The organism is Thermanaeromonas toyohensis ToBE (assembly GCF_900176005.1).
Classification (GTDB): domain Bacteria; phylum Bacillota; class DSM-521; order Neomoorellales; family Neomoorellaceae; genus Thermanaeromonas; species Thermanaeromonas toyohensis.
In genome coordinates this window covers 790,161-812,331 of sequence record NZ_LT838272.1, presented here as the reverse complement: position 1 = coordinate 812,331, position 22,171 = coordinate 790,161, and the positions used below count along the sequence as shown (strand labels likewise).

The 22,171-nt window shown below is 49.5% G+C and carries 26 protein-coding genes; 2 read left to right on the top strand and 24 right to left on the bottom strand.

Annotated elements, in window-relative coordinates:
• The first annotated feature begins 20 nt into the window (after positions 1–20).
• Positions 21–485: a 2-thiouracil desulfurase family protein gene (locus B9A14_RS03935; RefSeq protein ID WP_084664216.1), complete on the top strand. Its 465-nt coding sequence runs from the start codon at positions 21–23 to the stop codon at positions 483–485.
• An 81-nt stretch (positions 486–566) separates the two neighbouring features.
• Here B9A14_RS03935 and ppdK read toward each other — a convergent pair whose 3' ends face one another.
• The 10 genes from ppdK to B9A14_RS03890 all read right to left on the bottom strand — a co-directional run bounded on the left by ppdK (position 567) and on the right by B9A14_RS03890 (position 10,742).
• Complete coding sequence (gene ppdK, locus B9A14_RS03930; RefSeq protein ID WP_084664214.1) at positions 567–3,239, bottom strand: pyruvate, phosphate dikinase; 2,673 nt, start codon at positions 3,237–3,239, stop codon at positions 567–569.
• Positions 3,229–4,041: a pyruvate, water dikinase regulatory protein gene (locus B9A14_RS03925; protein ID WP_084664212.1), complete on the bottom strand. Its 813-nt coding sequence runs from the start codon at positions 4,039–4,041 to the stop codon at positions 3,229–3,231. The genes ppdK and B9A14_RS03925 overlap by 11 nt, the downstream gene beginning before the upstream one ends.
• 16 nt (positions 4,042–4,057) lie before the next feature.
• Positions 4,058–4,696 carry a transcriptional regulator CcpN gene (ccpN, locus tag B9A14_RS03920; protein ID WP_084664210.1) on the bottom strand — a complete coding sequence of 213 codons (639 nt, stop codon included), beginning with the start codon at positions 4,694–4,696 and terminating at the stop codon, positions 4,058–4,060.
• A gap of 99 nt (positions 4,697–4,795) precedes the next feature.
• Positions 4,796–6,886 carry a glycine--tRNA ligase subunit beta gene (gene glyS / locus B9A14_RS03915; protein WP_084664208.1) on the bottom strand — a complete coding sequence of 697 codons (2,091 nt, stop codon included), beginning with the start codon at positions 6,884–6,886 and terminating at the stop codon, positions 4,796–4,798.
• 3 nt (positions 6,887–6,889) lie between these two features.
• A complete protein-coding gene (gene glyQ, locus B9A14_RS03910) occupies positions 6,890–7,885 on the bottom strand; it encodes a glycine--tRNA ligase subunit alpha (protein ID WP_084667028.1) in 996 nt (331 codons plus the stop codon).
• A gap of 119 nt (positions 7,886–8,004) precedes the next feature.
• Entirely contained in the window at positions 8,005–8,454 is a 450-nt protein-coding gene (locus B9A14_RS03905; protein ID WP_084664206.1) for a DUF4342 domain-containing protein, read from the bottom strand.
• On the bottom strand, positions 8,444–9,205 hold the full coding sequence (recO, locus tag B9A14_RS03900; RefSeq protein WP_084664204.1) for a DNA repair protein RecO: 762 nt from the start codon (positions 9,203–9,205) through the stop codon (positions 8,444–8,446). Before recO ends, B9A14_RS03905 begins: the two co-directional genes overlap by 11 nt.
• A 3-nt stretch (positions 9,206–9,208) precedes the next feature.
• Positions 9,209–9,367 carry a hypothetical protein gene (locus tag B9A14_RS16925; protein WP_157109770.1) on the bottom strand — a complete coding sequence of 53 codons (159 nt, stop codon included), beginning with the start codon at positions 9,365–9,367 and terminating at the stop codon, positions 9,209–9,211.
• 65 nt (positions 9,368–9,432) lie between these two features.
• Positions 9,433–10,350: a GTPase Era gene (gene era, locus B9A14_RS03895; RefSeq protein WP_084664202.1), complete on the bottom strand. Its 918-nt coding sequence runs from the start codon at positions 10,348–10,350 to the stop codon at positions 9,433–9,435.
• Positions 10,351–10,355: 5 nt separating this feature from the next.
• Positions 10,356–10,742: a cytidine deaminase gene (locus B9A14_RS03890; protein ID WP_084664200.1), complete on the bottom strand. Its 387-nt coding sequence runs from the start codon at positions 10,740–10,742 to the stop codon at positions 10,356–10,358.
• Positions 10,743–10,873: 131 nt separating this feature from the next.
• On the opposite strand from B9A14_RS03890, the gene B9A14_RS03885 reads away from it, so the two are divergent.
• Positions 10,874–11,395, top strand: coding sequence for an NUDIX hydrolase (locus B9A14_RS03885; protein WP_084664198.1), 522 nt, complete (start codon positions 10,874–10,876; stop codon positions 11,393–11,395).
• On the opposite strand, the gene B9A14_RS03880 is transcribed toward B9A14_RS03885, so the two are convergent.
• The 14 genes from B9A14_RS03880 to mtaB form a co-directional block, all read right to left on the bottom strand.
• Positions 11,369–11,716 carry a diacylglycerol kinase family protein gene (locus B9A14_RS03880; RefSeq protein ID WP_084664196.1) on the bottom strand — a complete coding sequence of 116 codons (348 nt, stop codon included), beginning with the start codon at positions 11,714–11,716 and terminating at the stop codon, positions 11,369–11,371. The genes B9A14_RS03885 and B9A14_RS03880 overlap by 27 nt on opposite strands.
• Positions 11,709–12,179 (bottom strand): rRNA maturation RNase YbeY, encoded by a 471-nt coding sequence (gene ybeY / locus B9A14_RS03875; RefSeq protein ID WP_084664194.1) that lies wholly within the window; start codon positions 12,177–12,179, stop codon positions 11,709–11,711. Before ybeY ends, B9A14_RS03880 begins: the two co-directional genes overlap by 8 nt.
• Positions 12,148–14,316: an HD family phosphohydrolase gene (locus B9A14_RS03870; protein ID WP_084664192.1), complete on the bottom strand. Its 2,169-nt coding sequence runs from the start codon at positions 14,314–14,316 to the stop codon at positions 12,148–12,150. The genes ybeY and B9A14_RS03870 overlap by 32 nt, the downstream gene beginning before the upstream one ends.
• On the bottom strand, positions 14,295–15,293 hold the full coding sequence (locus B9A14_RS03865) for a PhoH family protein (RefSeq protein ID WP_084664190.1): 999 nt from the start codon (positions 15,291–15,293) through the stop codon (positions 14,295–14,297). Before B9A14_RS03865 ends, B9A14_RS03870 begins: the two co-directional genes overlap by 22 nt.
• Positions 15,294–15,435: 142 nt before the next feature.
• Entirely contained in the window at positions 15,436–16,704 is a 1,269-nt protein-coding gene (gene yqfD / locus B9A14_RS03860) for a sporulation protein YqfD (protein WP_084664188.1), read from the bottom strand.
• A 39-nt stretch (positions 16,705–16,743) separates the two neighbouring features.
• Positions 16,744–17,076 carry a sporulation protein YqfC gene (gene yqfC / locus B9A14_RS03855; RefSeq protein ID WP_231967903.1) on the bottom strand — a complete coding sequence of 111 codons (333 nt, stop codon included), beginning with the start codon at positions 17,074–17,076 and terminating at the stop codon, positions 16,744–16,746.
• A gap of 189 nt (positions 17,077–17,265) precedes the next feature.
• Complete coding sequence (gene rpsU / locus B9A14_RS03850; protein WP_084664186.1) at positions 17,266–17,442, bottom strand: 30S ribosomal protein S21; 177 nt, start codon at positions 17,440–17,442, stop codon at positions 17,266–17,268.
• 44 nt (positions 17,443–17,486) lie between these two features.
• On the bottom strand, positions 17,487–17,864 hold the full coding sequence (locus tag B9A14_RS03845) for a bactofilin family protein (protein ID WP_084664184.1): 378 nt from the start codon (positions 17,862–17,864) through the stop codon (positions 17,487–17,489).
• Positions 17,865–17,874: 10 nt separating this feature from the next.
• Positions 17,875–18,819, bottom strand: a complete 945-nt coding sequence (locus B9A14_RS03840) for a M23 family metallopeptidase (RefSeq protein ID WP_084664182.1) — start codon at positions 18,817–18,819, stop codon at positions 17,875–17,877.
• 4 nt (positions 18,820–18,823) lie between these two features.
• Positions 18,824–18,931, bottom strand: coding sequence for a 4Fe-4S binding protein (locus B9A14_RS18205; RefSeq protein WP_084664180.1), 108 nt, complete (start codon positions 18,929–18,931; stop codon positions 18,824–18,826).
• Positions 18,912–19,802: a VanW family protein gene (locus B9A14_RS03830; protein WP_084664178.1), complete on the bottom strand. Its 891-nt coding sequence runs from the start codon at positions 19,800–19,802 to the stop codon at positions 18,912–18,914. The genes B9A14_RS18205 and B9A14_RS03830 overlap by 20 nt, the downstream gene beginning before the upstream one ends.
• Before the next feature lie 92 nt (positions 19,803–19,894).
• Entirely contained in the window at positions 19,895–20,323 is a 429-nt protein-coding gene (locus B9A14_RS03825; RefSeq protein WP_084664176.1) for an EamA family transporter, read from the bottom strand.
• A 66-nt stretch (positions 20,324–20,389) separates the two neighbouring features.
• Positions 20,390–20,731, bottom strand: coding sequence for a histidine triad nucleotide-binding protein (locus tag B9A14_RS03820; RefSeq protein ID WP_084664174.1), 342 nt, complete (start codon positions 20,729–20,731; stop codon positions 20,390–20,392).
• Between the two features lie 130 nt (positions 20,732–20,861).
• Positions 20,862–22,166, bottom strand: coding sequence for a tRNA (N(6)-L-threonylcarbamoyladenosine(37)-C(2))-methylthiotransferase MtaB (gene mtaB, locus B9A14_RS03815; protein WP_084664172.1), 1,305 nt, complete (start codon positions 22,164–22,166; stop codon positions 20,862–20,864).
• Positions 22,167–22,171 lie beyond the last annotated feature (5 nt).

Below are 22,171 nucleotides of genomic sequence, written 5' to 3'. Positions count from 1 at the left end.
GTTAAAGTGGGGATATATTTATGGAAAACCGACCCCCTATTCTTGTAAGCGCTTGCCTGGCAGGATATCACTGTAAGTATAATGGGGGCTCTAATCTGGTACCAGAAATTAAAGAACTTGTGACCCGGCGCCAGGCTATACCTGTATGTCCGGAAAAATTAGGGGGGCTATCCATACCTCGTCCGCCAGCGGAAATACAGGGTGGCGACGGCTTTGACGTCCTGGAAGGCCGGGCGCGGGTTGTAGATAAAGAGGGCCGCGATGTCACAGCCGCCTTTCTACAAGGAGCCAGGGCCACAGCAGAGTTAGCCCGTGCCCTGGGCACTAGGGTAGCCATCCTTAAAGAAAGAAGCCCCTCCTGCGGAATCCGGGCCATCTATAACGGTACCTTCAGCGGCTGCACTAGGACCGGCTGCGGGGTCACCGCTGCCCTGCTGTTAAGGCAAGGCCTTCAGCTTTTCAGCGAGGAAACTTGGAAAGAATGAGAAATAGGGATGCCGTTCCTGGCTGACCGCCTAGATCCGGCATCCCCCTTAAAACCTAGGCTCTTAACCTTCCCTACCTCTTTATACATCGCGCTCAAAAACTTGCGCCTTTCTCTCCTTCAGGGCAGCTTGAGCAGCGGCTAGACGGGCCACAGGTACACGGAAGGGTGAGCAGCTTACATAATCCAACCCTATCTGGTGGCAGAATTCCACAGAACTCGGCTCACCACCGTGTTCACCGCAGATACCTATCTCTAAAGTAGGCCTGGTCTTGCGGCCCAATTCTACACCCATCCGCATGAACTTGCCTACCCCAGCTCTATCGAGAACAATAAAGGGGTTATCTTTTAGAATCTTTTCTTCCAAGTACTGAGGTAGGAATTTAGCTTCCGCATCATCACGGCTGAAGCCAAAGGTAGTCTGGGTAAGATCGTTGGTGCCGAAGGAGAAGAATTCCGCCTCTTCGGCTATCTCATCCGCGGTAGCACAAGCCCGTGGCATTTCTATCATAGTACCAACCTTATATTCGAAGTCGACACCGGTCTCCTTCTTAACCTGTTCTGCTACTTCTTCCACTAGCTGCCGCAGGCGGCGCAACTCATTAACATGTATTACCAGTGGGATCTCTACCTCAGGTAACACATTGATACCTTCTTTTTTAAGCTGGGCTACGGCTTGGAAAATCGCCCGGGCCTGCATAGCGTAGACTTCAGGATAGGTGATACCTAAACGGCACCCACGATGGCCCAGCATAGGATTGAACTCCTCCCGGGCCCGGACCTCCCGCAAGAGGGCCCGTTTGGCTTCTATCTCCGCTTTATCTCCATTAGTAGCTTCTAGCCTGGTGATCTCCACCAACAGCTCCTCCGAGCTAGGCAGGAATTCGTGCAAAGGCGGATCCAGCAACCGGATAGTAACCGGCAATCCTTCCATTACCTTTAAGATCTCGTAGAAATCGCCCTGCTGCATGGGCAAGAGCTTAGCTAAAGCCTCTTCCCGTTCCTCCTTGGTCTTGGCCAGAATCATCTGCTGAACCACCGGGAGACGATCCACGGCCATAAACATATGCTCTGTACGGCAAAGGCCTATACCTTCGGCACCGAATTCCCGGGCACGCCGCGCATCTTCAGGAGTGTCGGCATTGGCACGCACCTTCAGGCGCCGGACTTCATCAGCCCACTGGAGTAAGGTCTTAAACTCGCCAGTAAGTTGGGGTTCTATCAGGGGTACTTCACCCAGCATAACGTTCCCCGTGGCCCCGTCGATGGAGATAATATCCCCTTCTTTAACCTCCAGGTCGCCCACGAAGAACCTCTTACCACCTACATCGATCTTAATGTCCCCGCAGCCGACCACAGCCGGCTTACCCATGCCTCGGGCCACTACTGCCGCATGGCTGGTCATACCTCCCCTGGCTGTCAGCACTCCTTGGGCCTGGACAATGCCGTGGATATCGTCAGGGGTGGTCTCGTTACGAACTAAAATTACCTTTTCGCCTTCAAGACCCAATCTTTCGGCCTCATCAGCATCGAAGACAACCTTCCCGCAAGCTGCACCGGGAGAAGCTGGGAGCCCTTTAGCGATGACCTCTACCTTCGCTTTAGGATCCACACGGCGGTGCAGAAGCTGGACCACCTGATCCGGGTCCACCCGCAAGATAGCTTCCTCTTTGGTAATAAGACCTTCCTGTACCATATCTACAGCTATCTTAACCGCGGCTGCTGCAGTGCGTTTCCCGGCACGGGTCTGTAGGATGTAAAGCTTGCCCCTTTCAATGGTAAACTCAATATCCTGCATATCCCGATAATGCTTCTCCAAAAGCTCGCAGATCTCCTCGAACTGCCGGTAAGTTTCGGGCATCTCTTCTTTGAGTTGGGCCAGGGGTTTGGGCGTCCGGATACCGGCCACCACGTCTTCGCCCTGGGCATTGAGGAGATACTCACCATAGAGACCCTTTTCTCCAGTAGAGGGATTCCGGGTAAAAGCTACACCTGTGCCACTGGTGGAACCCATGTTCCCAAAAACCATGGTCTGGATATTCACAGCGGTACCTAGGTCATCGGGAATCTTGTTGATCTTACGGTATACAATAGCCCGCGGGTTATTCCAGGAATCGAAGACCGCCCGTATAGCCATCCGGAGCTGTTCTTGGGGTTCCTGGGGAAACTCGCGACCTGTCTCGGTTTTTACCAGATCCTTATATTCCGCTATAACTTCTTTAAGTGCCGCCGGAGTAAGCTCGTGATCGAACTTCACTCCAAGGCGCTCTTTATGCTTCTCTAGGATGGCTTCGAATTTATGGTGATCTATCCCTAAAACAACATCCCCGAACATTTGTATAAAGCGCCGATAGCAGTCCAGGGCAAACCGCTCATCCCCTGTATTGGCTGCTAAACCTTGAACAGACTGGTCGTTTAAGCCCAAGTTTAGGATGGTATCCATCATCCCGGGCATAGATACAGGAGCGCCGGAGCGGACGGAAACCAGCAAGGGATTCTGGGGATCTCCTAACTTTTTCCCGTTAATCCTTTCCAGGTCCTTAAGACGCTCTTCGAGTTCTTCTTCTAAACCCGGAGGAAACTCTTTCCCCAGCCGGTTGTACTCATTACAAGCTTCACAGGTAATGGTAATACCTGGCGGTACGGGGAGACCTATGTTAGTCATCTCAGCGAGATTGGCTCCTTTGCCGCCTAGTAAGTTCCGCATATCAGCTCGACCTTCAGAAAACATGTAGATGTACTTTTTACCTGCCATCCTTCTCCCTCCGATTATAAATTTGTAATATCTTTATAGCCGTGTCTTCCACGGCCTTATTGGTAACGTCGATTACAGGACAGCCTAAACGATGCATAACTTCTTCAGCATAGGCCAGTTCCTGCTTGATACGGGTTAAAGTGGCATAATCGGCAGGCCCAGAAAAACCCATGGTTTTAAGGCGCTCCTGGCGTATTTGGTAAAGTTTGTCAGCAGAGATGGTCAGCCCAATTATCCTTTCCCGGGGAACGGCCAAGAGCTCCTCAGGAAGGGGTACTTCCGGCACCAAAGCCAAGTTGGCAGCTCGTATACGCTTGTGGGCCAGATACATGCATACAGGAGTCTTGGAAGTACGAGAAACTCCTATAAGGATAAGATCAGCATATAAGAGCCCTCGGGGATCTTTCCCATTATCGTATTTAACAGCAAACTCGATGGCTTCCATCTTGCGGAAATAATCCTCATCCAGGCGTCTTATAAGACCTGGCTCCAGGCGGGGAGACTTGCCAGTAACTGTAGCAATGGCTTCTAGCATAGGCCCAAGTAAGTCCACCGCCGGCACTTTATATTCACCAGCCAGCTCAAGAAGCCTTCTTTTAAGTTCCGGAAGCACTAAGGTGAAGGCAATGATCCCTTTTTCCTGGGCTGCGGCGTTCACTATTTCTTCTAAGTGCTCTAGCTCAGTTACATAAGGGATCCGGCGGATGTCGAAGTCACTCCCGTCAAACTGACTGGCTGCCGCCCGGGCCACATATTCGGCGGTTTCACCTAAGGAGTCGGAAACAACATATATGACTCCGATGGTGGAGCCCCCCTTTCTACCTGTCGGCCGTGCCCAGTTCTACAAATAGGCGAGTGATGGTGGTTTTAGTGATCCGGCCGATAACCTCCAATTTTTTTTCTTTACCCGCCACTGGGCGCACTACCGGCAGGGCATCTACTTCATGCTCAATTATTTTTTGGGCTGCAGTCAGGACGCTTTCTTCAGGGGTGGTGCAGATAATGTTAGGCATACGGGTCATAACTACAGAAACCGGCATGGTCTGTAGATTGGCAGTGCCACCTATTGCCGCCTTAAGTAAGTCCTTACGAGATACTACCCCCTCTAGATGGCCCTCGCTATCTACCACCATAAGCGTCCCTACATCTTCCAAAAATAAGGTCACTATGGCATCATATACTGAAGCATCGTATCTTATGACTTTAGGTAACCCCTTTACATCTCCCACTTTTATTTTTTTTAGTTCCTCGGCTACCAGGGCCCGGGCGGGTCTCCCCTGGTAAAAATATCCCACTCGAGGCCGGGCTTCTAGTATACCTGACATGGTCAAGATAGCCAAATCAGGCCGCAAGGCTGCCCTAGTCAAATTAAGCATTTCCGCAATCTGGTGGCTGGTAATAGGGCCATGGCGCTTGACAATCTCCACAATCTTTTCCTGCCGCGGCGAAAGTTGCACGGCGTCACCACCCTCAAATCACCCGCCGGCACAGTTGTATACATGATAACGTATACAACATTACCAGCCTTTTTCCTTCTTAAGGATCGAAAAATTTCACTATGCAGGAACCAGGCGGGAAAAATCAGCCACCTGCAACACAAGGTTCGTTACCCCTTGCAGCAGAGCTAACCGGTTGCGCCGTACCTCAGGATCCGGGGCCATAACAAGAACCTTATCAAAGAAGACATCAATAGGTTCCCGTAAAGAGGTTAAAATTTGTAGGGCCTTAAGGTAATCCCCTTGAGCCAAATAAGGGAGAACCTTTGCCCTAGCTTCCTGTAAGGCCAAGTATAATCTTCGTTCAGCTTCTTCCGTCAAGCAGCTTTCTTCGAGCACTTCTGCCTTCTCAGGAGCCTGGCGGGCTAGGTTAAAGGCCCGGGTAAAGGCAGTATGAAGACCGGCGAAATCACCCTCCTGGCGAAAAGTTTCCAGATCGCGGGCCCGAGCATAAGAATCCGCTAAATCATCCCAACCTACGGCCAGTACAGCATCTGCCACATCATAGCGTACTCCTTTTTCGCTTAAGATATATTCCATCCTTCCCCGGAAAAACTGCATGAGTTCTTCTTTAACCTCTTCTAAGGACCGGGGGAGCACAATGCGTTCGTTCATATAGGTCTTATATGCAGTAGAAATGGCCTCTGTTAGGGAAAATTTTAATCCCAATTCCACGGCCATGATCACCATCCCTAGGGCTTGACGGCGCAACCCGTAGGGATCCTGGGAACCTGTAGGAATAAGGCCACAAGCAAAGCAACCCACCAACGTATCCAATCGATCGGCCAGGCCTACAACCATGCCTGTAAGGGACTCTGGTATGCGGTCCCCAGAAAAACGGGGCCAATAATGCTGCCTTATCCCTTCACAAACTTCCCTTTCCTCCCCATCTGCTGTAGCGTAGTAGTATCCCATAATACCCTGGAGCTCCGGAAATTCATAGACCATATTGGTAACTAAATCGGCTTTGGCCAGCTCAGCAGTACGTTCTATGTAAGGGTAAATTTTATCCGGTAGATCTAAAACCCGAGCTAAGTATAAAGAAAGTTGTTTTATCCGCCGGGTCTTGTCCAACATGGTACCCAAGTTCTCCTGGAAAAGTATCTCCTTAAGCTTAGCCACTTTACTGGCCAAGGGGCTTTTGCGATCTTCCTGGTAGAAGAAAGCTGCATCGGCCAGGCGGGCTTTGAGGACCTTCTCGTACCCCGGCCGTATGTTATCAACGTAGGTTTTTGTACCATTGTGGACAGCAATAAAGAGGGGTAAAAGCTTCCCCTGGCCATCCCGTACAGGAAAATAGCGCTGGTGTCCGCGCATGGGGGTGGTAACTACTTCCTCAGGAAGATTGAGGTATTTTTCTTCTATCCTGCCGAGTAAAGCTGTGGGATACTCTACTAGGAAGGTTATCTCCTCTAGAAGTTCAGGATCTTCTTCCACCCGCCCATTAGCTTCTTGAGCCAGGTTCTGCACTTGCTGCCATATGAGTTGCCGCCGGCGCCGGTGATCCACTATTACATAGTTCTTCTCCAGTACTTGGAAATAAGCCTGGGGAGAAGGTACCGGGTGCGGTCCCGGAGCTAAAAATCGGTGACCGTAAGTAAACCGATCAGCTTTGAGCCCCGCCAATTCCCAAGGAACAACTTCGCTACCAAAGAGGGCCAGAAGCCACCTTACCGGTCGAATGAACCGCCAGTCCAGATCACCCCAGCGCATAGGGCGGGGAAAATTTAGACCTTCTACTAATTTGGTCAAGATACCAGGCAAGGCCTCTAAAGTCGGCCGGCCAACTTCCTTCTTAATAGCAAACACATAATCTCCCCCGGGTAAAGAACGGATCACCAACTCTTCTACTGCCACACCTTGGCTTTGGGCGAAGCCCAAAGCCGCCCGGGTAGGCTGGCCCTCGGGAGTAAAGGCTGTCCTTACCGGCGGACCTTTTACTTCTTTCACCAGCTCCTCTTGTTCCTCAGCCAGTCCGGTTACATATAAAACCAGGCGTCGTGGAGTAGCGTAGGCTACCAAATTTTGATATACCAAACGCTCTTCTCGGAAGAGGTTGGAAGCCAGTTCTTCCAATTGCTCTAAGGTAGAAGGTATCACTCGTGCTGGCATCTCTTCCGTACCTATTTCCAAGATAAAGTCCCGGGCCACGTTCTACCCCTCCTTGATGTCGAGGCTATCTTTAAGGTCTTGCCGGGTGCCGTAGGCTCCTTCTTTAGTTCCTCTCACGGGGACCTTCATATGAACTGCTCCTTCTCCCGGTCCCGGAAGCCTTGGAGAGCATTTCTTAAGGAGGGGATAACCCAACCTCTCCCTCTGCTCGAGATACGCGGTCGCGCAAAGGCGGGCTAGGTGACGAACCCTGCTTATATAGGCTGTCCTCTCTGTAACGCTTATGGCCCCCCGGGCGTCAAGCAAATTAAAGGTGTGGGAACATTTAAGGACATAATCGTAGGCAGGCTGAACCAGCCCTTGCTCAATCACCCGTTTGGCTTCCGCTTCATAAGCATTGAAAAGGGAAAACAACATAGAGATATCAGCCGCGGTAAAATTATAGTGGGAGTAATCTACCTCTCCTTGGTGGTGAATATCTCCATAAGTGATACCATCTACCCACTCAATGTCAAAAATGCTATCCACCTGCTGAATATACATGGCCAGACGTTCCAGGCCGTAGGTAATCTCTGCGCTCACTGGCTTTAAGTCATAACCTCCGCATTGTTGGAAATAAGTAAATTGAGTGATCTCCATGCCATCCAACCATACCTCCCAGCCCAGCCCCCAGGCCCCCAAGGTAGGTGATTCCCAGTTATCCTCTACAAACCGGATATCATGCTCCAGTGGATTTATACCTATGTATTCCAAGCTTTTTAGATAAATATCCTGAACGTCTGGGGGAGAAGGTTTAAGTATAACCTGGAACTGGTAGTAATGCTGAAGGCGGTTGGGATTCTCTCCGTAACGTCCGTCAGTAGGCCGGCGAGATGGTTCCACGTAAGCCACGCGCCAGGGCTCAGGTCCCAAAACGCGCAAGAAAGTGGCCGGGTGCATAGTCCCCGCCCCTTTTTCTAAATCATAAGGCTGCTGGATAACACAGCCTTGCCGGGCCCAAAATTCCTGGAGGGCAAGGATCAACTCCTGGAAATTCACGTGCTTCGGGCACTCCTTCACTATAAAGATAATTGGGTACCGTCCTACATAAAAAACCCGCCCCACCAGGGACGGGAGCCTTCCTCCGCTTGATAATTTATCAAAGGAGGTGGAGATTGTCAACTTCTACCCATTTCCTGCTCTTTATCCCTTAAATCGAGGGCGTGCTCTTCTACCTGCCCGCCTGGACGCTCTATTTCCAAGGTATAGCGGTTAAAGAGGGCTGCCACTGTACTGATCCCGGCCAGGATAGCTAGCTCCGTACTGGCTAAGACCCCCAGTACACCCAAGGCACCAGCCGTGGCCGGTATCTCTGCTACTGTTTTTCCATCCTTTTTAATCTTAATTTTAGTAGCCTGACCTTTTTGCAATATTTCCTTAATCCGGGCCAAAATTTTGCTGCTCCAGGTTTCTATTTGTTCAACTACTTCGGATTTCTTCCCCTCCTCATACCTGATCAAGGCTTCGATAACATCCCCTCCTGCCTCGTCTAGGGCTTTCTTAGCTTCACGATAAGTCAGCCCCAAGCGCTTCCGGAGGATATCGATTTTATCCAATTCAGTGCTCATGTCCATCCTCCTCAAGGTGGAGTAGTCTCCGGGATTTTAGCTTTCTTTCTAGATAGTATTCCAAATAGGCAGGCAAAACTTCCTCTAATTCTCCCCGACATCGGGCGGAAAGTTTTAAACAATGGAGGTTTTTCCCCCTTAAATCGCTTAAACGTTGCCAGGCACCCAAACTCTCCCGCGAAAGGTAATATTCTGGGCCATAACCTCCCTGGCAGGAAGGACATAAAGCACCCCCCGCAGCCGGGGATACCGCTACCGGTCCTCGTGAACTTAAAGTTCCTCCACAGGCAGCGCAAGAACCCAACCGGGGAGCTAATCCTAGGAGACTAATGGTCCTGGCTTCAAAAGTACGGGCTACCAGAAACGGATCTTCTCTAGTAAGAAGGGTTAAACTTCCCTTAAGGAGCCCAAACATACCGGAACTAGGCTGTCCAGGTACCGTAACCGCTTCAGCTATCTCCGCCAAATAACAAGCTGTTAAAAGCCTTTCCAGGCTTTCCCTCACAGGGCCAAAAAAATCTTCCACCTGGCACTGGGTAACTATGGCCAGGCTTTTACCTTCATAAAGGAGAAACCGAGCCAAACACAACCGCTGGGTGCCGCTGCGTAAGCTGCTTGTGGCCTTGCGTACCCCTTTGGCTATAGCTGTGATTTTACCTTTGCTTGGAGTTAAGATATTTAATATCCGATCGTTTTCCTGAAAATCCCGGGTGGATAAGACTATACCTCTTACCTGATAAAGTTTGCCCATGTCTTAACCTGTAATAGAGCTAGGCTGCTCTATAAAAACCTCCCCTTGGGTTTCTTGCCCGCAAGCCCTTAATTCATAATCTCGTTGCCGTTTATACAACAAGTAAATTCCTATATGACCTGTTGCGGCAAAAATTTGCCATAAAGCGTCGCTGGGTCGCACAGGGGTTTCTCCTCCTCTTAAAGGCGAAAGCCTCTTCCTTATAATTCTGACCCAAAATCATCAGCCTATACTGGTCTCCTTCTACCAACCTCATAGCCCAGCTGTCGCAAGGCTCCTTCCTGCCGCCGCCAATCTTTTTTCACCCGCACCCGGAGATCCAAATAAATTTTATTACCTAGAAGGGCTTCTATCTCTTGGCGTGCTAGGATTCCAATTTCTTTAAGCATACGACCTCCCTTCCCGATAAGAATCCCCTTTTGGGAATCCCTTTCTACATAAATAGTAGCCGGTACGTAAAGGATCCCTCCAGGTCTTTCCAGCATATCTTCCACTACCACAGCTACCGCGTGGGGCACCTCTTCCTCAGTTAAAAGGAGGATCTTCTCCCGGATGAGTTCAGCTATGATGAGTCTGGCAGGTTGGTCGGTAATCTGTTCTGGCGGGTAGTACTGTGGTCCTGGAGGAAGATGTTGAATTATCAAAGGTGGTAGCTGCTCGACGTTAGTACCCTGTAAGGCAGAAAGGGCCACCATCCCAGCCGGTTCGAACCGGCTTTGGAAAAACTGTTGCACCCTAAGGAGTTGCTCTTCAGAAATTAAATCTATTTTATTTAAAACAAGGATCACGGGTGTGGAAATACCCTTCAGGGAGTTAAGTATATATTCTTCCCCTGCCCCCGGTTCCACGGCAGCATCTACCACATATACGACTACGTCTACTTCCTTTAAGGTTTGTTGGGCTACTTGAACCATATATTCCCCTAGACGGTGCCGTGGTTTATGAATACCAGGGGTGTCTAAAAAAATAATCTGGGCTTGCTCATCAGTGTAAACCCCCAAAATCTTATTACGGGTAGTCTGAGGTTTATCTGATATGATGGCCACCTTGCGGCCCACCAAGGTATTGAGTAGAGTAGATTTGCCTGCATTGGGCCGGCCAATTAAACCTGCGAAACCCGAACGGTAGGAGGGGGTTTCCAGCATAGACATTACGTCTCCTTGAAAGTAAAGGTTTCCGGTAAAAGATCCTTAAGCTTGCGAGTAAGATATCTTTGTCCAGGCTGGCCGGTAATGATCTCCAAGTTAGGTGCGAATTCTGCTAAAACCTGCCGACAAGCACCGCAAGGGAAACAAGCCGCAAGTTCCCCACCTACCACAGCCAAGGCCACAAACTCGCGTTCACCTTCAGAAATAGCCTTCCATAGGGCCACCCTCTCGGCGCACACAGTTAGCCCGTAAGAAGCATTTTCTATATTACAACCCTGATAAATGCGACCCGAGGTAGCCAGCAAGGCAGCTCCCACCGGGAAATGGGAGTAGGGAGCATAAGCCTTCGCTTTGGCTTCGTAAGCTAAATATAAAAGTCTCTCTCTAATTTTATTATACCCCCATTCTCTTCCTGGTACTTGTCAAGGATATTTTCCAGTTGGTATCATTGTACCATACTCGGAATAAAAGGTGAATTGTCTAGCCTACCTAAAAGAAAACTTAGGAGGGGAATAAACAGGTGTCGCGTACCTACCCAAGCCAGCCTCTAGTGGGTGTGGGAGCCGTTATTATAAGGGAAGAAAAGCTACTCCTTGTACTCCGCGGACAACCCCCCGCCCAAGGCTTATGGAGTATTCCAGGAGGCCGGGTAGAAGCAGGGGAAACCTTAAGCCAAGCTCTAGAAAGGGAAGTGGCTGAGGAATGCGGTATCGTTATCCAAGTTGGGCCACCAATAGCGGTATTAGACAGCATTTACCTGGATGAACTGGGCCGGGTTAAGTACCACTTTGTCCTTGTAGATTTTTGGGCTCGATACGTTTCCGGGGAGCTGAGGCCGGCTTCGGACGTAGCAGAAGCTCGCTGGATTGCCCTAAAGGAAATTCGGAAGTATGAACTTACCTCCGGAACCTTAGATCTCCTCCAGCACTTGGGACTGTTGTCCGGTAAACCCCTGGACGAACCCCCCCGGCTTTTTTACCGTACTATCCGGCGAAGGGACTTAGTCGCCACCCAATTAAAAGGCTCTGAGAAACTTAGGTAAAAAAATGAGGATACCAGCTATTACAGCTCCTAAAGCGGTAACCAAGACAGCTCCGGCGGCCACGTCTTTGGCCTTCTGCGCCAGAGGGTGATAATGGGGGCAAGATAAATTTACGGCTAGCTCCAGGGCTGTATTAAAGGTTTCCGCAGCAAGCACTAAAGTTACTGTTAGAATTAAGACACCCCATTCCCAGCCCTCCAGCTGGAAATAGTAGCCTAGTAAAAATACAGCTACAGCCGCTCCCAAGTGAATGGCCATATTAACCTGAGTACGTAAGGTATACAAAAGGCCAGCCAGGGCCGCCTCGAACTTTTTAATCATCCCCTAGCCCCACCCTACTTAACAGCTCCTGCTGCCGACGGAACATTGTTTCTTCTGCCTCCGGAGTGTCATGGTCGTAACCTAGAAGATGTAAAAAACCATGTATGGTAAGCAACCCTATTTCTCTTTCCAGGGAATGACCGTAAGCTTTAGCCTGACGACGGGCTGTATCTAAGGAGATAAAGATATCCCCAAGGAGCAGCTCACCCTCCCCTCCCTGGATCTCTGGTTCTCCAGGAACTTTCTCCTGCAAAGCAAAGGAAAGGACATCGGTGGGAGCATCTATCCCTCGAAAATTACGATTCAGGCGGCGCATCTCCTCATCATCCACCAAAGTCAAGCTTACCTCAGCCTCTTCCGGTACCCCCTCAAGCCGGGCCGCCTCTTCGAGGAGTACCCTTATCATCTTTTCTAAGTTAGGATCTAGCTCACTAGCCAGCTGATTGTTTATGAAGCATTCCATTGCGGTTCTTTCTCCTTTCCATTTCCCGCAAAACAGCTTCTGGATATTCTACCCGGGAATGATAAATGCCATTTAGCACCCTTAAAAAAGCATCCCCTATTATGGCCAGATCCCGGAAAGTTAAATCGCTGTTTTCCAGCTGGCCGTCTTCCAGTTTTTCCTTTATAATCTTACGTACGAAACTTTCCATACGGCTCGGCGTAAGCTTGGGTAAGGATCGGATACCCGCCTCCACGCTATCGGCCAACATGACAATGGCGGCCTCTTTACTTTGGGGTTTGGGTGTTTCGTACCGGAACTCTCCTTCATCTACCTCTAAGCCCCGGCTCTTTTCACAAGCCTTATGGTAAAAGAAGGACATGAGGGTTGTCCCGTGGTGCTGAGCGATAATATCTTGTACTACAGAGGGGAGCCCAAATTCACGGGCCAGCTCTAGCCCATCCTTGACATGGCAAGAAATGATCAAACTACTCAAGGAAGGAGACAATTTATCGTGGGGATTCTCTGTGCCCACTTGATTTTCAATAAAAAAGTAAGGTCGCTTGAGCTTACCAATATCATGGTAATAAGCTCCGATACGTGCAAGTAAGGAATCCGCTCCTATAGCATCGGCTGCTGCTTCAGCTAAATTAGCCACCAATAAACTATGGTGATAAGTGCCCGGTGCTTCCAATAAAAGCCTTTTTAAGAGAGGATGGTTGGGGTTAGATAGTTCTAGGAGCTTGACTGCGGTAGTAATACCGAAGGTACTTTCTAAGAAGGGTAAAAAACCAATGGTTAAAACTGCCGAGAGCACCCCGTTGGCCAGGGCCAAACCTAAACCCAAACTTATCTCCAATAAGGAGTGCCCTAAAAGTAAGCCTAAAGCCAGGACGGCCAACATGTTAGCCAAAGTAAGGAAAAGGCTGGAACGAGCCAAGCTAGAACGTTGGTCGAGATGGGTTACACAATATACACCAGTTAATCCGCTTACAATTCCAGCGGCTACTAGCTGGAAATAATTTCCTCCGAGGATACCTGCCTCCAGGGCTAGAAAAACTGTAAAAATTAACGCCACCTGGCCATCGAGAAGAATAGCTGTAAGCATGGATCCAGCAGCTACAGGGATGAGATACCCTACTAGCCTGGACATCTCAGGGCGATTCCCCAGGCTGATGGCGGTTACTCCCCGGGAGAAAAGAAGGAAAACCACCCAGAGGAGTCCCAAAAGCAAAAGAAGACGATCGCTGGCATAAATCTGCTTTTTAAAAGTACGCAAGTAAAAAAGTACTAAAAATACCAAAACCCCTTGGAGCAAAATTAAACCTACCAGACTTCTCCAAGGTGTTCCCGGACGTAACAAACCCAACTTTTGTAAAGCCTCGATATCTTCTTCAGTAACGATCTCCCCGTCCCCTACAATTTTCTCTCCCTGACGGATAGTCACTTGTACGGGAACCACCTCAGCCCGGGCCTTTTCCCGGCGCTGCAGGGTAGCGGCGACATCATATACTAGGGTGGGCTTAAGCTCTAATTTCCGGATAATAGCAGCCAGGAAAGGTTTATATTTAGCCTCTACATTTAACGTCCCTACCTCGGTGAGCATTTTCTCGCGGGTAGTTTCCAGGGCTTCCCGGGATATAGCACCCTGCATATGCCGGCGTATAACTTGAACGAGCTGTTCTTCCAAGGTGTTTAAGCTGTTCTGATCGACCGAGGCTAAAGCCTTCCTGGTGGAGGCATCTAGTTCCCAACCTACCAAGGCAGCCGCTAGTTTTTCTTCCCGCGCCCCCCCCTCCGGGGTTTGAAGGAGGATCTGGCGCACATTCCGAAAGGGAACCCGAGCCTCCTCTACCAGCTTCTCAGCCACCGTATTATCAATTCTATAAACAGGCTCCACCTTGCGTTCCGCTTCCTCGCGGGCTCGAGCAGTTAATACCTCGCTTTCGTAAACGATACCTTGGGGAGCCTTGATATCCCTGGGGCTCGGCTGACCCACTTTGAGATCGAGCTTTTGAGGCAAGAAATCCGCCGCAATAATAGCTACAGCCAGGAAAAATAAAATCCCTCCCCAGAGGGTTCGCCTGTTTAACAGACCTATCTGCCCCCCACGGGCCCATAGCAAGCGTAGCTGGCCTACGAGCCATTGCCACGCCAAGCCCGTTCACTCCTTTCGTAGGCCTTGATAATCTTCTGTACAAGAGGATGCCGTACTACGTCAGCTTCAGTCAGGTATTCAAAGGCTATCCCTTCTATACCTTGGAGGATACGCTGGGCCTCTACTAGGCCAGAAGGGACATCACGAGGTAAATCTATCTGGGTTATATCTCCAGTTATTACCGCCCGGGAACCGAAACCGAGACGCGTCAAAAACATCTTCATCTGTTCAGAAGTGGTATTCTGGGCCTCATCTAAAATTATAAAGGCATCATCCAAGGTGCGCCCCCGCATGTAAGCCAAGGGCGCTATTTCTATAATATTTTTTTCCATATACTTTTGTGCTATTTCCATTCCCAATACATCGTATAGTCCGTCGTAAAGGGGACGGAGATAAGGGTTAACCTTTTCCTGGAGGTCACCAGGCAAAAACCCTAGCTTTTCACCCGCCTCCACAGCCGGCCGGGCCAAGATTATTCTTTCTACGCTTCGGGAACGTAAAGCGTTAACCGCCATAACCACCGCTAAATAGGTCTTACCTGTCCCCGCAGGCCCTATACCGAAGACTATATCATATTGGCGTATAGCCTGAACATAACGCAACTGCCCTAAAGTTTTGGGCCGTATGTGCTTTCCACGGGGTGTTACATAAAGCACTTCTCCCAGCGCCTCAGCTAAGTCAGGGGATGAAGTATCCTTTTCCTTTTTTCGCTGGCGTACTTGATTCCAGGCATAGTTAATGGTGGTAGTGTTAATACTAGAACCCACCCTTACCAAGCCCAGGAGTTGATGAAAAAGCTCCTCCAGTTCTTCAACTTCTTGTTTTTCTCCCGAAATATAAACCTCATTCCCTCTAGCTACAATACGAGCACCCGCTTGGCTTTCAATATATTTTAGGTTTTCATCATGGAGGCCAAAAAGGTTAGCCGCCTCCCCATTATTACCTACAACTACTTTAACCTCCAGATGTTCGGCCAAACTTAATAATCAACCTCCCATTATATACTTGTGCGACAATTTATTATACTCCATTCTCCTGGGAGAGTAAAGCCGGAACCAAACCTAGCACTTAATAGCACTAGAGCTCAAGCTTTAGCGGAAATCCCATCCAAGCTAACAATTAACGCTCCTTAAGGTTGATTGTCTGTCCTATATCTTCCTCAGCTTCTAGGAGGACCTTAACCCGTACTAGGCCAGGCTCCTCCGTAACCCTGATGACCCTCTCGCTTAAAACTTTGCTCCGGGCCGGGAGGCCCTGCCGCAAGGTTGATAAAGCCTCTTGTTTAGCTTTATTTATCGCCTCTTCCTGGCTGAGCCATCTCCGCTCCACCGAGGTTTCAAAATAAGTCACAATAATCAGTTCGACAGGGAGAGTAAAATTCCTCCACGTAGGGGCTTTCATAACCCTACTTTCCTGCCGAAAGGTTGAATAAGGGGGCTCCAGGGAGCCTTTAAGTACATATTCCCGGCCGGGGGTACGCAATATAAGGGCTGTACTGCGCTGTCCAGTAAGGGCTTCCTTTATTTCCTCCCTAAGAGCTGTTCCTTCGGCCTCGTACCAAACCCGCGCCCGGACGATCCCCTTGGCCCGGACCAATCGAGGTAGTACAGGGAGCTTGGGTTGCTCTTCCGGTCCGGGAGGCTTTTCCTGGAGTGGTAGAATGAGACCAGAAATAAGGATATCTCCCTGGCGCACAGTATCGCCTACGCTGACCCGGGCCTGGCCGGCCAGGACAAGAATTTCGGATATTATACCATTTTTAGTGGCTATTATATGGGCAGGCGCAGATCCCATCTCATCCTGCGAAGGAAAGATTTTCTCTACCACTTTAATATGCGCCCGGGTACCCTGGAAGTTCACCCCCACCCAGGCGAGTTCTGGCACTTTAAGGAGTATCTTATGTTCTAGAGTACGTACATCTAATTTCCCTTTCCAAGTACCTGGTTTTAAACCCGCTTCCGCAGCCACGGCCTTTACCCGGCTGGGATCCACCCTCATAAGCTCTCCTTGTGGCAGCACCTCCACTGCCCAAACAAAATTAGAAAGGAGAAAAAGCCCTAATAGAAAAAGAACAGCCCCTACCAAAAACATCTCCCGGCTTTTAAGACGCCGCCACCAGAAGAGAGGACCCCGCTTGTCCAAAAGGCGAACGCGGCAACGGGTTCTCCTGGCTACCGGCCGGAGTTGGGCAAAGGAAGCCACCGGTATTTTGGCCCTAAATTTTTTAGAGCCTGGGCTTTGAATTATATCCCAAAAAACAAGGCCCTGGAGTAAGGCAACATTCAAGAATTCTTCCCTATTCTTTCCCTCTACTTCAATTTCCACATAGTTTCTAAAAAGAGCTTGCCACTCCCAACCCATTACCAGCTCCTTCCTCCTTTTAGCCATGGCCTACTTGTCCCCTTAGTTTCTTACATTTGTGCTGTCTTAGCAAAACTGTATCGATTTTATGGCCCCTTCTACAGCGATGGCGTCAGGCCGGACGACCTTAAGTCTTAAATCTTGCCCGGTTATTTCCAATTGCCCTAAGGTTATATTTACTCGCACCAGATCGTTTTCATAAATAATTACCCCACGGTGGTTTTCTAATAGTAAGCGGCTGTTTCCGATCAAGGTTAGACGAGGCCAATCACAGACTACTTCCTGGGGCAGATCTAAAAAGCTGGCCATATGGGCTTTCGCTCCCGGCGCCTGTGCTCTCAAAGTCTTTACTTGCGTAGACTGGGTTACCTTCCAACCCTTTTTGCGCCGCTTCGGCATAATTAAATCCGCCCCCTCTTACTCAATCTATGCCTTTCATTATGGAAAAAGACCCCTTTAAGGCCTCCTAAAAATAATAGAAAAGCCCGGCCGTAAAGTAGCCGGGCAGGTTATTCTTTATTTAAAAGCAGTCGCCTTACCGGATAGTATAGAGTCTTATCCCTTCGCCGGGAGGAAGGGCTAAAAGCTTTAACGCCAGCGCCGCTTCCTGGCGGCCTGGGACTTCTTCTTTCGCCTCACACTAGGCTTTTCATAATGCTCGCGCTTGCGCATCTCTGCCATCAGTCCAGCCTTCTGGCAAAGGCGCTTGAAACGCCGCAGAGCACTATCCAGGCTCTCATCTTTACCCACGCGTACTTCGCTCATCCACTATCTCCCTCCCCCCGTAACCGGTGGCAACTGCTATACCCTTACTTAAGGGCAGGTTCCTTTCCCTCTTTTTCCATACTACAGTTCCCGCACAAAATAGCTCCTGCTTCTACCGCTAGTTCGCCTACTTTAACATCACCATAAATAGCCCCCTTAGCCAGTATTTCCAACTTGCCTGTAGTATGTACATTACCCTTCAATTTTCCCACCACTACTAAGTTACGTGCTTTAACTGTGGCTACTACTTCCCCCGTCTCTCCTATAATGAGGTCTCCGGAAGCATCTATCTCCCCTTCTAGAAAGCCATCTATACGAAGGGAGTCTGAGGTAACAAGTGTCCCTTTAATCCGGGTCCCCTGCCCGATGACTGTGCTTACTGGGCTATTTTCCTGCAAGGAGACTGTTTTGCGTCCCAGCATCCTTTACCTCCTAGGGTAAAAATGGCCTCGGATCTACCGCTTGGCCATCAACTTCTATTCGAAAGTGTAGATGAGGCCCGGTGCTCCGGCCTGTGCTACCTACCCGGGCAATAGGCTGCCCCTTAGCTACCCTGTCCCCCTCCTTTACTAGGAGGGAAGAATTGTGACCATAAAAAGTACGATAACTATACCCGTGGTCTATAATTACTACTAACCCGTAAACCCCCATCCACCCGGCGTAAACTACCTGCCCGCCGCCAGCTGCCCTTACGGGCGTGCCAGGAGGGGCCGCAATATCCAGGCCATCATGAAACTCCCACCGCCAGCGGTTAGTGGGGGAACGACGGTAACCGAAGGGCGATGTTACTTCCCCTTCCACCGGCCACAAAGAGGGACGAGCTTGAAGATAAGCTAGATGCTCTGCTATCTGCTGGTCCAGATCCTGAAGACGCCTTGCTATTTCAGGGAGCCTATCTTTTAATTGGGCTATCCTGGTAGAAACTACCACCAGCTCCGGTAAAAGTTCTTGTGGGGCGGCGTCCCTGCGACTTGCGTGAGAACCCCGAGAGCTTAAAGTAGAGCGCTGGCGTTCCACTCCTAATATCTGCCGCACTTTATTCTCTAGGGCCTCTACTTCATTTATTTTATCCTCCAGGGCCTGGGTATCAGCTCGGAGCCTAGCTATTTCCTGGGCTTGCTTTAAGTTTTCAAACTCCAAATGCCGCAAATTTTGAGCCTGCCGAGCTAGCCTAAAGGAAAGATACCCCAGGAAGGTAGTAGCTACCAAAATAAAAATGATTAAGATAACGGCTAATTTTAAACCCCACCAGGGTAGCCGCAGGTAAAGAGTTTTTGAACCCCCTTCAGGCACCAGCAGCAGGGTGAAGTAGCGGTTGGTACGCTTCCTCATAAATATATGTATTCCACATCTACTGCCGTTTTCCTTTTTGATCATCTGGCTATATCATCCGGATAGCGAACTGGGGGCAAACTTCAGTACAGTAGCCGCAGAGTATGCACTTTTCGGGAGAGCAGCTAATGCCAGTTTCACGAAGGCCCCCGTTCAACTAGGCACGGGCTAGGTTGATAACGGCTTATCCCTAAATCTTTGCGGATAACCCTCCCGTCTGGATACTCAATGGTTATCCAGGAGTGTACTGTTACACCATCCTGCCCGGGGAAGACCACCCTTTCGGTACCTGGTGGCAGAGCAGGATTATTCCTGTATTCTGTCCAGGTTTTCTTTTTCTCCAGGGTTTCATGGTGCCAGGTTACCTTAGGTGGTTTTTCCCGGCCGTAAAAGGCTATATATAGAGTATCATTATAAGTATCAGCCCATATGACAATAGGGCTAGAAGTATTATTGCGAAAGCGAAAATCATATTTACCATAAACTACCGTGGCATCCTGGCCTGGCGGGACGTAAGGCACCGTTAGGGAATGAGGGTGGCGCTCGATAATCTCTAGGTTAGCTAGTATAGCCACATTGTAAAGTACCGAAGCCACTTTGCAGACTCCGCCACCCTCGCTAGGGATTATCTTGTTACCCGCATACATTGGACCTTCCCGGTAGCCGCGCTCTTTGGTATAGGGGCCTAAAAGTCTATTCTGGGAAAATATTTCCCCAGGCTGGACCACAGTACCGGCTAACCTATCAGCAGCTAAAGCCACGTTGTAGGCTTCCCAAAGGATGGGATCAGGCAAACTGGCGTGGTAGGAAGCTAATAAAACAGGCGTATTGTATTTCCTTAAAAATTCCTCTAGATCCCTGTTCCCCGCCCAGGGCAATGCTTCCTCGGCCGAGGAGCTTTCTTCTAACTTATCTCGGGAAGGACCTGAAGGGAGAGAGAAGGCCTGCCCTCCTTTAGGATGCTCCCACCACAGCCAGCCTAAGAGGAGACAGGCCAATAGAAAGGCTAATATATGGATAAGGCGCAAAGGGTTACACCCCTTTAGCTAAGCCTTCCTTGTTTGATATAACGCGCCTCATCGGGCCCAGTTTTAAGCTTATACATCTTTCAGCAAGACCTTTACTTTCCGGCCAATCCTACTAGAAATACGCCCAAGCAAATAAGCAAACCTCCTAACGCTTTATTCCAGCTAATCTTTTCAGAAAAGAGAAGGCCAGAAAAAATAAGGGTAATGAAGGGTGCAGACGATATAATAAGATTCACTTCCGCTGGGTGTCCATATTTTAAAGCTTTATAGTAAGCTAGGTCACCAGCTACTGCAGTAAAAAAAGCTTCTACAGCAAGCAAAAACCAAGCTTTAGGAGGGATAGACAAAAAATATCCCAGGCCGCCCTGATAAATTACCCAGGGAGCTACCAAGCCTCCAGCCAGAAAGGTACGGGCTACCAATACTGTTGTAGCCGAAACTTCTAGAAGAGCGAGCTTGGCAAATAGGGGGGCTATACCCCAGCAAAAGGCTCCCAGGAGGGCGAAGCCCAGGGTTCTCATCTCCTCACCCCCATAGGAAAGATTATTCACTTGGCCAGGGAATAAGAACTAAATAAAAAAGGGGCTTTAACATAAGTTCCTCATCTGCCGCCCACCCAAGAGGTGGTAATGGAGATGGTAGATTACCTGGCCGCCTTCTTGCTTGCAATTGTTAACTAGACGGAAACCCCGGTCAGCTAGACCTTGCTCCTGGGCCACTTTGACAGCTACCAGGTGCAGATACCCAATAAGTTCGGCATCCTCCTCGGTAATGGCCGTAAGGTCAGGGATGTGCTTACGGGGGATAATAAGGATATGTATTGGCGCCACAGGGCGTATATCTTTGAAAGCTACCACACGGTCATCTTGATAAACTATCTCTGAAGGGAGATCTCCCGCGGCTATTTTGCAAAAAATGCAATCGGACATCGATAAGGTTTTCCTCCTTTCAAAAAAGTATTCAAAAGTCCAGTACATGTTTACTTTCGACTTGTCTTTTAGAAAATCCTGCCCCTCTACCTTTACTCCTCCAAAAATCCATTGGCCAGGATTTTTATGTTCAAAAAATCCGACCCCACAGCCTTCCTTCCCGGTACTCCAATATCTTTATAGGCACCAATTGACCTGTTAAGGGCTCCTGGGCTGGGAAGGATACTAACAGGTAATTTTCAGTATGACCCTCCCAGAGACCAGGTTTTTCAATCATTTCCTGCTCAACCAATACTTCTAAAGTCTCACCTAAAAATCCTTTAGCATACTCTTCTGCGAGTCCGCGGGCTAGGGACAAAAGCCTATCTACCCTATCCTTTTTAACTTCAGCAGTCACCTGCTCAGGCATTAAAGCTGCTGGAGTATGCGCCCGGGGTGAAAAGGGAAAAACATGGACACGGGAAAACTTAACCTGTTTAACTATACTTAAGGTGTGCTGGAAATGTTCTTCTTTTTCCCCGGGAAACCCTACTATAATATCTGTGGTAATAGCCGCCCGAGGTCGACCAGCGCGGAGGCTGGCAATCAAATCCAGGTATTGTTGAACGGTATAGCGTCGACCCATACGCCTTAAAATCCAGTCGTCACCGCTCTGCAAAGGTACATGATAATGAGGACAGATCTTTTCTGAACCCGTCAAAGTGGCGACAAGCCCTGGTGTAAAATCTGGGGGATCGATGGAGCTAACCCGTACCCGGCCTAGGTCGGGAATAGACACTACAAGCTTTAAAAGTCGCTCCAGATCTATATTCCCTAGATCCCGGCCGTAGGCTCCTATGTGGACTCCTGTGAGGACTATCTCCTGATATCCGGCAGCAACTAACTTTTTAATCTCAGCGATAATGGCTTCTGGCGAGCGACTACGTAAAGGCCCCCGAGCGTAAGGTACGATACAATATGTACAATATTCCTCGCAACCTTCCTGGATCTTAACGAAAGCGCGGACCCGTGAGACCTGAGTAAGGGGTAGCTCTTCAAAGGGTTCACCTTTTTCGTGCGGACGTACAGCATTTATGACTTGACCAGTACGCCGCGCCTCTTCCACAAGTTCTACCAGCCGGGCACGGTCGCGGGTACCTACCACTACATCTACACCAGGGATCTTTAAAACTTCCTCCGGAGCCACCTGGGAATAACAGCCCGTCACCGCCACCACAGCCTCCGGGTTTTGGCGGGTGGCTCGGCGGACTAACTTGCGCGATTTTCGATCGCTTAAGTGGGTAACTGTACAAGTGTGAATAACATATACATCAGCAGTCTCTTCAAAGGGCACTATTTCATACCCAGCCTGCCGGAACAGGCCCTTAAGGGCTTCCAATTCGTTTTGGTTAACCTTGCACCCTAGGCTGGTAAGGGCCACCCGCCGGGAAGCCACGGTTT

What these genes read in the sequence shown, in the direction of transcription:
- B9A14_RS03935 (WP_084664216.1), top strand. Translation starts at nt 21, where the DNA reads ATGGAAAACCGACCCCCTATTCTTGTAAGCGCTTGCCTGGCAGGATAT.
- ppdK (WP_084664214.1), bottom strand. Translation starts at nt 3,239, where the DNA reads ATGGCAGGTAAAAAGTACATCTACATGTTTTCTGAAGGTCGAGCTGAT.
- B9A14_RS03905 (WP_084664206.1), bottom strand. Translation starts at nt 8,454, where the DNA reads ATGAGCACTGAATTGGATAAAATCGATATCCTCCGGAAGCGCTTGGGG.
- recO (WP_084664204.1), bottom strand. Translation starts at nt 9,205, where the DNA reads ATGGGCAAACTTTATCAGGTAAGAGGTATAGTCTTATCCACCCGGGAT.
- era (WP_084664202.1), bottom strand. Translation starts at nt 10,350, where the DNA reads ATGCTGGAAACCCCCTCCTACCGTTCGGGTTTCGCAGGTTTAATTGGC.
- B9A14_RS03880 (WP_084664196.1), bottom strand. Translation starts at nt 11,716, where the DNA reads ATGATTAAAAAGTTCGAGGCGGCCCTGGCTGGCCTTTTGTATACCTTA.
- ybeY (WP_084664194.1), bottom strand. Translation starts at nt 12,179, where the DNA reads ATGGAATGCTTCATAAACAATCAGCTGGCTAGTGAGCTAGATCCTAAC.
- yqfD (WP_084664188.1), bottom strand. Translation starts at nt 16,704, where the DNA reads ATGGCTAAAAGGAGGAAGGAGCTGGTAATGGGTTGGGAGTGGCAAGCT.
- yqfC (WP_231967903.1), bottom strand. Translation starts at nt 17,076, where the DNA reads ATGCCGAAGCGGCGCAAAAAGGGTTGGAAGGTAACCCAGTCTACGCAA.
- rpsU (WP_084664186.1), bottom strand. Translation starts at nt 17,442, where the DNA reads ATGAGCGAAGTACGCGTGGGTAAAGATGAGAGCCTGGATAGTGCTCTG.
- B9A14_RS03845 (WP_084664184.1), bottom strand. Translation starts at nt 17,864, where the DNA reads ATGCTGGGACGCAAAACAGTCTCCTTGCAGGAAAATAGCCCAGTAAGC.
- B9A14_RS03840 (WP_084664182.1), bottom strand. Translation starts at nt 18,819, where the DNA reads ATGATCAAAAAGGAAAACGGCAGTAGATGTGGAATACATATATTTATG.
- B9A14_RS03825 (WP_084664176.1), bottom strand. Translation starts at nt 20,323, where the DNA reads ATGAGAACCCTGGGCTTCGCCCTCCTGGGAGCCTTTTGCTGGGGTATA.
- B9A14_RS03820 (WP_084664174.1), bottom strand. Translation starts at nt 20,731, where the DNA reads ATGTCCGATTGCATTTTTTGCAAAATAGCCGCGGGAGATCTCCCTTCA.